At 60.1% G+C, this 7,362-nt stretch carries 8 protein-coding genes and 1 pseudogene; 4 read left to right on the forward strand and 5 right to left on the reverse strand.

Features of this window, described 5'->3' with window-relative positions:
- Positions 1–9 precede the first annotated feature (9 nt).
- Positions 10–1,173, reverse strand: coding sequence for a pyridoxal phosphate-dependent aminotransferase (locus QZ329_RS02195; RefSeq protein ID WP_295747882.1), 1,164 nt, complete (start codon positions 1,171–1,173; stop codon positions 10–12).
- A 338-nt stretch (positions 1,174–1,511) separates the two neighbouring features.
- Here QZ329_RS02195 and QZ329_RS02200 point away from each other — a divergent pair, with 338 nt between their 5' ends.
- The gene (locus QZ329_RS02200; RefSeq protein ID WP_295747884.1) at positions 1,512–2,279 is read left to right on the forward strand and encodes an IclR family transcriptional regulator; all 768 of its coding nucleotides are present in this window, start codon (positions 1,512–1,514) and stop codon (positions 2,277–2,279) included.
- Between the two features lie 176 nt (positions 2,280–2,455).
- On the opposite strand, the gene QZ329_RS02205 is transcribed toward QZ329_RS02200, so the two are convergent.
- The 4 genes from QZ329_RS02205 to QZ329_RS02220 form a co-directional block, all read right to left on the reverse strand.
- Positions 2,456–2,605 (reverse strand): FeoB-associated Cys-rich membrane protein, encoded by a 150-nt coding sequence (locus QZ329_RS02205; protein WP_295747885.1) that lies wholly within the window; start codon positions 2,603–2,605, stop codon positions 2,456–2,458.
- 24 nt (positions 2,606–2,629) lie between these two features.
- The gene (gene feoB / locus QZ329_RS02210; protein ID WP_295747887.1) at positions 2,630–4,840 is read right to left on the reverse strand and encodes a ferrous iron transport protein B; all 2,211 of its coding nucleotides are present in this window, start codon (positions 4,838–4,840) and stop codon (positions 2,630–2,632) included.
- A gap of 198 nt (positions 4,841–5,038) precedes the next feature.
- Positions 5,039–5,260, reverse strand: coding sequence for a FeoA family protein (locus QZ329_RS02215; protein ID WP_295747889.1), 222 nt, complete (start codon positions 5,258–5,260; stop codon positions 5,039–5,041).
- 24 nt (positions 5,261–5,284) lie between these two features.
- Positions 5,285–5,497 (reverse strand): FeoA family protein, encoded by a 213-nt coding sequence (locus QZ329_RS02220; RefSeq protein ID WP_295747891.1) that lies wholly within the window; start codon positions 5,495–5,497, stop codon positions 5,285–5,287.
- A 360-nt stretch (positions 5,498–5,857) separates the two neighbouring features.
- On the opposite strand from QZ329_RS02220, the gene QZ329_RS02225 reads away from it, so the two are divergent.
- The 3 genes and pseudogenes from QZ329_RS02225 to QZ329_RS02235 all read left to right on the forward strand — a co-directional run.
- Complete coding sequence (locus tag QZ329_RS02225) at positions 5,858–6,709, forward strand: DUF3100 domain-containing protein (RefSeq protein ID WP_295747893.1); 852 nt, start codon at positions 5,858–5,860, stop codon at positions 6,707–6,709.
- Positions 6,710–6,722: 13 nt separating this feature from the next.
- Positions 6,723–7,169 carry a hypothetical protein gene (locus tag QZ329_RS02230; protein ID WP_295747895.1) on the forward strand — a complete coding sequence of 149 codons (447 nt, stop codon included), beginning with the start codon at positions 6,723–6,725 and terminating at the stop codon, positions 7,167–7,169.
- Positions 7,159–7,362 (forward strand): annotated as a pseudogene (locus tag QZ329_RS02235) (sulfite exporter TauE/SafE family protein); the annotation flags it as partial. The gene QZ329_RS02230 and the pseudogene QZ329_RS02235, both read left to right, overlap by 11 nt.

Below are 7,362 nucleotides of genomic sequence, written 5' to 3' on the forward strand. Positions count from 1 at the left end.
CCCATACGTTTAATGTATAGACAAACGCTGCGTGAACCGCTCCAGCCTTCTCAGCCCCTCGCGGATGTTCTCCTCGCTCGTGGCGTAAGAGATGCGGATAAAGCCCTCTCCGCCGGCGCCGAAGCCAGTGCCGGGAACCACGGTAACGTGCTCCTCCTGAAGCAGGCGGACGGCAAACTCCTGGGAACTCAAGCCAGTCCTGGAAATATTGGCAAAGGCATAAAACGCGCCTTTGGGAGCCGGACAGGTAATATTTTCTATACGGTTCAACCCATCCACCACGATCTCCCGGCGGAGGCGGTACTGCCGTTTCATCTCCTCCACGCAGCTCTGGTCGCCGGTCAACGCGGCCACGCCGCCCCACTGCACACCTTCGTTCACCGAGGAGAGCACGTTCTCCAACAGCTTGGTCATCGTGACGATGACCTCGGCGGGCGCGGCTCCATAGCCCAGGCGGAAGCCCGTCATGGCATAGGTTTTCGAGAATCCGTCCACAATGACCGTGCGCTCCTTCATGCCGGGGAAACCGGCGACGCTGGTGAACTCGCCGCCGTCCCACAGCAGCTCACGGTAGATCTCGTCGGTTATCACATAGAGGCCGCGTTCCTGAACCAGCTCCGCGATCTGCCGTAGATTTTCGCGGCTGGCGACGCCGCCTGTCGGATTCGACGGAAAATTCAAGAGCAGCAGCTTGGTCCTGGGCGTTATGGCGTTTTTCAGGTCCTCAATATCATACATAAAGCCATTTTCTTCCCGGACCCGCACCGGGACCGGGACCCCGCCCGCCTGGAGAATAAGACCCGTGTAATTCGCCCAGCCGGGGTCCGCCAAGAGCACCTCGTCCCCAGTGTCCAGGATCGCAGCGCAGGCCAGACACAGCACACTGACCGCGCCGGCGCCGATCAGAACCTCATCCGGATGATAGTCCAGGCCGCGGGCCTGATAGGACTCCGCCACCGCTTCTCTAAGGGCGGGCAGCCCGGCGTTCGGTGTGTAGTGGGTCTCCCCGCGCTGGAAGGAAGCTGCGGCAGCTTCTATGACATGCCTGGGAGCTGTGAAATCCGGCTCGCCCAGCGCGAAGCTGACGACGTCCTCCATGCCGGCCTGCATGGCGAACATTTTGCGGATGAGGGAACTGGGAGCGCGCCGGCTCTTTTCAGATATGAATCCCATCGTATTCTCTCCTTACTATTTTGCGGTTTCAGCTTTCAGCGTCGATCTTCAAAAACAGGACAGGGCCGCCAGCATCGTGATCCCCCTTTCACGGGTCTTTTATGCACCTGAGTCCCGTCAGACGGGAAAACGGTGCTGCGCGGATAAAGCCCGCTCTATTTTTCCGCTATACGGAATTAAATTCCTTAAATCGGAAAAATAAAAAAGTCGCAGAGAAGGACTGTCAAAATGCGATTATTTATTTCCATTTTTCTTGTATGTATGATATATTAAAAGCAGCGTTTTGTCAAGCTATTTTGGATAATATAGCTAAGGCCAAAAAAAGGAGTTAATAAAACATGGCGAAAGAGCAAGTATCCAGCATCCTTCGGGCGTTGGAAATTTTAGAGTGCTTTATGGACAACGGAACGGAATGGACCCTGAAAAACCTGGTTGAAAAGTTGGATATGCCTACAACAACGGTCTTCCGGCAGCTGTCCACTTTAACGGAACGGGGCTATTTGATTCAGGACCCTCTTCGAAAAAGCTATCGGATCGGGCCGCGCCTCCTATTGCTTTCCAGCACCATCCTGAGCCATTGCGATCTGCGCAGCATTGCCAGGGCAGAGCTGGAGAAGTTGTCGGCTTCCGTGAAAGAAACCATCAATCTAAGCGTGCTGCTGGACAGGGATATCTTCTACCTCGACAAGGTGGAAACCTTCCGCTCAGTCGTGTGCAACACCAAGATTGGAAGCCGCGCGCCCGCGCACGCCACCAGCAGCGGAAAGGTCATGCTGGCATATAAAGATGAAGCGTTCATCGACAACTACTGCCGCCATCTCTCGGATATTCCAAAGCTCACAGACAAGACCATCTCCACGCCGGAGCAGCTGCGCAAAGAGCTGGTCTGCGCCAGAATCAATGGGTATGCCACCGACGACGGGGAGATCGAACCGGGCCTGATCTGCGTGGGCGCACCCATCCTGGGCCTTGACCAGGCAGTCTTGGGCGCGGTCAGCATTGCCGGCCCGACGTTCCGCATGAAAGAGGAGCTGGATTCCATGATCCTTGCGATCAAGCGGACCGCCTCGAATATTTCGGCCCTCCTTGGCGGACAGTACTGGTGAAGCCTTCCCCGGCCACTACATAGATCATGGCTCCCGCCGCGAAGCTGAGGAGATATGGCAGGGCCGGAAGAAAGAACCCTGCGGTCCAGCACCGCAGCCGGCGCCCCTCCCCTCGCTAAAACGCAGGGAGGCATGCGCAGCGCGCCGCTGCCATGCCTCCCCATTGTTTTGATAGATTATTCTGCGCGGCCATGACAGCCGCCGCAGGAGGCGCAGTCGCCGTTACAGCCGCCGGACCTGCGGGACCTCCACAGGGACCGGACGGCCAGCGCCACAACCGCAGCCAGCGCGGCAATCGCAATCAGGTTTCCCAATACAGCGGACATCATTCGCGCTCCTTTCCAAGCCGGTTACTTCGCGGCAGCCGCCACGGAGGTCAGACAGTGATGCTCGGTCTCCCCCTGATAGCCCTTGCGGAAGAGCAGATAGAGGATTCCGGCCAGCAGGACCAGCGCCGCGACGGTGCCGGTTCCAAAGACCGCCTCGCCGGTGACGAGGCCGCCGAGCTGGAACACAATCAGAGACGCCGCATAGGCGAAACCGCACATGTAGCCAATCGCCGCCGCCGTCCACTTCGCGTTGTTCATCTCCCGCTTGATGGCGCCCATGGCGGCGAAGCAGGGGGCGCAGAGAAGGTTGAAGATCATGAAGCTGTAAGCCGCCATCGCTCCGAAGTCCGCGCCGATGGCGGCGTAGATGCCGCTGGCGTCCTCCATCAAGTCCGCCTCCCCGGCGTACTGATACAGCACGCCGAAGGTGTTGACGACCTCCTCCTTGGCGATGAGGCCGGTGACCGTGGCAACGGTGGCCTTCCAGGCCATGTCGCCCGCCCAGCCGATGGGGGCAAAAATCCAGGCCACGGCGCTGCCGATGGAGGCCAGGAGGGAGGCGTTGTTGTCCTCCACAGCGCCAAAGGCGCCGTCCACGAAGCCATAACCCTGGAGGAACCACAACACGATGGAGCTGAGGAGGATGATGGTCCCCGCCCGCTTGATGAAGCTCCAGCCCCGCTCCCAGGTGGCCCGAAGGACGTTTCCAGCGGAGGGCGCGTGGTAGGCGGGCAGCTCCATGACGAAGGGGGCGGGCTCCCCGGCGAAGGCCTTGAACTTTTTCAGCATGATGCCGGAGATCACCACGGCGGCGATGCCGATGAAGAACGCCGACACGGCCACCAGGGCGGACCCGCCGAACACCGCGCCCGCGAACAGGCCGATGATGGGCATTTTCGCGCCGCAGGGGATGAAGCCGGTGGTCATGATGGTCATCTTCCGGTCCCGGTCCTGTTCAATGGTCCGGGAGGCCATGATGCCGGGGACGCCGCAGCCCGTGGCCACCAGCATGGGGATGAAGCTCTTGCCGGAGAGGCCGAAGCGGCGGAAAATCCGGTCCATGATGAAGGCCACACGGGCCATATAGCCCACATCCTCCAGAATGGCCAGCAGCAAAAACAGCACCAGCATCTGGGGCACGAAGCCCAGCACCGCGCCCACACCGGCGACGATACCGTCCTGAATCAGGCCGTACAGCCAGCCGCTGACGCCCAGGAAGGTGAGGATGCCGTCAAAGAAATTGGGGACAAGTTCGCCAAAGAGCACGTCGTTGGCCCAGTCGGTGCCGAAGGTGCCAATGCCCACGCCGCCGTCCGCGACGGAGGTCCCCATGGCGACGGCGTAGATGCAGAACATAATGACCGCGAAGATGGGCAGCGCCAGAATCCGGTTGGTGACGATCTGGTCGATCTTGTCGGAGACGGAGAGACTGCCCTTGGCGGCCTTCTTCCGCACCGCCTTGGTGACCACGCCGTTGATGTAGGAGTACCGCTGGTTGGTGATGATGCTCTCCGCGTCGTCGTCCAGCTCCCGCTCACAGTCGGCGATGTGCTCTTCCAGATGGGCCTTCAGGTCCGAGGCGAGATTCAGCTCCTCCAGAACCTTCTCGTCCCGCTCAAAAATCTTGATGGCGTACCACCGGAGATAGCTGTCCGCCACCTTGCCCTGGATGGATTCCTCAATGTGGGCCAGGGCGTGCTCCACGCTGCCGGTGAACACGTGAGGCAGCTCCCCGGTCTGACGGCGCCGGGCCAGAGCCATGGCCTTTTCCGCAGCGTCCATGCCGCCCTCGCCCTTGAGGGCACTCATCTCCACCACCTCGCAGCCCAGGGCGCCGCCCAGCTTGGCAAGGTCGATGGCATCGCCGTTCTTCCGCACCAGGTCGATCATGTTCACCGCCACCACCACGGGCAGCCCCAGCTCGATGAGCTGGGTGGTAAGGTACAAGTTCCGCTCAATGTTTGTGCCGTCCACGATGTTGAGAATGGCGTCCGGCTTCTCCTTCACCAGATAGCTCCGGGCCACCACCTCCTCCAGGGTGTAGGGGGACAGGGAATAGATACCGGGCAGGTCCTGGATGACCACGTCCTTGTGGCCTTTCAGCTTGCCCTCCTTTTTCTCTACCGTAACGCCCGGCCAGTTGCCCACGTACTGGCTGGAGCCGGTCAGGGCGTTGAACAGCGTCGTCTTGCCGCAGTTCGGATTGCCCGCCAGGGCAATTTTGATGTCCATAGGGACTCCTCTCCTTTCAAATGTTAGCGAAAACTAACTTTTAGTTCAAAAAACAGCGGCCCGGTGCCGCCTTTCAGCTATTTTTGCGACGGCATGCGCGTCACAAAAATACCGAGACGCACGCGCCTTGGGCGCGCTCGCCTGTGACCGATGTCACTGGCGGGGGGGGAATCGAAGGGGGGGAACGAAGTCCCCTCTTTAAGAAACCTCGATCATCTCCGCGTCGCCCTTGCGGACGGACAGCTCATAGCCCCGGACATTCAATTCCATCGGGTCGCCCAAAGGGGCCACTTTCCGCACGAAAATCTCCACGCCCTTGGTAATGCCCATGTCCATGATCCGGCGCTTCACCGGACCCTCCCCGTGGAGCCGCGCCACGGTGACGGTCTCGCCCACCTTCACATCCTTCAGCGTCTTCATCCTGCTCTCCTCCTTTATGCCATTTTACACCATGATGCGGTTTGCCATGGTCCTGTCCAGCGCGATCCGGCTGTCCTTCACCTGCACGATCAGGTTTCCGGCAATCTCGCTGACCACCGTCACATCGCCGTCCACCACAAAGCCCAGCTCCGCCAGATGCTGGCGTACCTCGTCCTTCCCGGAAATCCTGCGGATCGTGACGGTCTCTCCCGGCTTTGCCATTGTCAGCGGCATCATTCCTTCGCCCCCTCCTGCCACGTAGTTAGTAAAATCTAACCCCGAAATCACCGCTAGTTTAACTCAACTAACCTTCCTTGTCAAGGGCTCATTCAGAAAAATCTGCTTCTTTAGTTAGAATCTACTAACTCGTGCACAACACCCGGCGCGCAGCGAGATTTTCTTGTGCACATCCACCACAGGCCGCCAAATCCCAGCCGGGTGTCCGCGACCGCGCATGGCGGCGGCCTCCGAATGGAGAGCTGCCGCCGGTTTCTTCGCCTTCTTCCCCCGTGTTTTTTGGAAAACTGCCCATATGTCCTTTTCCACTCCCGCCCGATCTTGTATAGTAAGCCTATCAATCATAAAGGAGTGGGCCCCATGAAAAAAGTCGAGCGAGCGTATACCTCCCTGCGCGAGCGGATCAGGACGGAATGGGTTCTGTATCTGCTGGCCTTCGTCTTCATCCTCATTGCGGACTCCATCGGACAGATCAAGATTCCCGTCTGGAAGGGCACCTTCATCATCTTCCCCATCTTCTACGCCCTGTTCCTGGGCATCCTGACCGGCCCCAACGTCTTCAAGATTCTGGACGACAATAAGGTGAAAGCCGCCTCCGGCCTGGTGGGCGTGGCCATCCTCCCCTTTGTGGCAAAGCTGGGCATCAACGCCGGGGCCAACATCTCCATCGTCATCTCCGCCGGCCCCGCCCTGCTTCTCCAGGAGTTCGGCAACCTCTGCACCATCTTCCTGGCCATGCCCATCGCCCTGATGCTGGGTCTCAAGCGGGAGGCCATTGGAGCCGCCCACTCCATCAACCGGGAGACGAACCTGGCCCTGATGCAGGACATGTTCGGCGCGGACTCTCTGGAGGCCCAGGGCAGCCTCTCCGTGTACATCGTCGGCGGCATGGTGGGCACCATCTACTTCGGCTTCATGGCCTCCATGGCCGCGGCCACCGGTCTCTTCCACCCCTACGCCCTGGGTATGGCCTCCGGCGTGGGCGCGGGCATCCTGATGAGCTCCGCCGTGGCGGCCCTGTCCGAGGTCATGCCCGCCTACGCCGATCAGATCGCCGCCATGGCCTCCGCCAGCGAGACCATCTCCGGCATCGACGGCATCTACATGGCAATTTTCCTGGGCGTGCCCCTGTGCAACTTCCTGTACCGCAAGCTGGAGCCCACACTGGGCCGCCTGACCAAATCCGGCCGGGAACTGGCCGGGAAAAACTGAGGAGGACAGAGCAATGACGATTAAGGATTGGATTTTCGTTCTGGCCATTTCCGGCCTGGGTATGATGACCGCCAATTTCATCGGCTTCGACGTGGCCTTTACCGAGTCCCTGCCCGGCGTGCTGGTACTGCTGCTCATCGCCCTGTGCGCTGCGGGCCTGTCCTATTTGATTCCCCTCAAGCTGCCCACGGTGGCCTACTGCTCCATCCTGGGACTGCTGTGCGCCTGCCCCCTGTCGCCGGTCGCCCAGTTTGTCATTGAGTCCGCCGAGAAGATCAACTTCACCGCGCCTCTGACCATGGTGGGCGCCTTCGCCGGCATGTCCATCAGCAACCAGCTGAAGATGTTCTTCAAGCAGGGCTGGAAGCTCATCATCATCACCATCCTGGTTATGACCGGCACCTTCTTCGGCTCCCTTGCAATAGCCCAGGTGGTCCTCCAGTTGACCCATGCCATCTGAGCTGATTTTGGCCGCCCTGGGCAGCTGCGCCGTGGGACTTTTTATCGGCTGGTGCGGCGTGGCGGGCTTCCTGCTGCCCATCCTCTTTGTCAATGCCTGCGGCCTCACCGTCACGGAGAGCCTGCTTGCCAGCTTTCTCTGCTTCGCCGTCTCCGGGGCCATCGGCTCCTGGAACTACCGCCGCCGGGGGGAG

The sequence above is a fragment of the uncultured Oscillibacter sp. genome (genome assembly GCF_910579365.1).
Taxonomy (GTDB): Bacteria; Bacillota; Clostridia; order Oscillospirales; family Oscillospiraceae; genus Oscillibacter.

Excerpts from the sequence above, each read along its gene's own strand:
- QZ329_RS02195 (WP_295747882.1), bottom strand. The coding sequence starts at position 1,173 with ATGGGATTCATATCTGAAAAGAGCCGGCGCGCTCCCAGTTCCCTCATC.
- QZ329_RS02200 (WP_295747884.1), top strand. The coding sequence starts at position 1,512 with ATGGCGAAAGAGCAAGTATCCAGCATCCTTCGGGCGTTGGAAATTTTA.
- QZ329_RS02205 (WP_295747885.1), bottom strand. The coding sequence starts at position 2,605 with ATGTCCGCTGTATTGGGAAACCTGATTGCGATTGCCGCGCTGGCTGCG.
- feoB (WP_295747887.1), bottom strand. The coding sequence starts at position 4,840 with ATGGACATCAAAATTGCCCTGGCGGGCAATCCGAACTGCGGCAAGACG.
- QZ329_RS02215 (WP_295747889.1), bottom strand. The coding sequence starts at position 5,260 with ATGAAGACGCTGAAGGATGTGAAGGTGGGCGAGACCGTCACCGTGGCG.
- QZ329_RS02220 (WP_295747891.1), bottom strand. The coding sequence starts at position 5,497 with ATGATGCCGCTGACAATGGCAAAGCCGGGAGAGACCGTCACGATCCGC.
- QZ329_RS02225 (WP_295747893.1), top strand. The coding sequence starts at position 5,858 with ATGAAAAAAGTCGAGCGAGCGTATACCTCCCTGCGCGAGCGGATCAGG.
- QZ329_RS02230 (WP_295747895.1), top strand. The coding sequence starts at position 6,723 with ATGACGATTAAGGATTGGATTTTCGTTCTGGCCATTTCCGGCCTGGGT.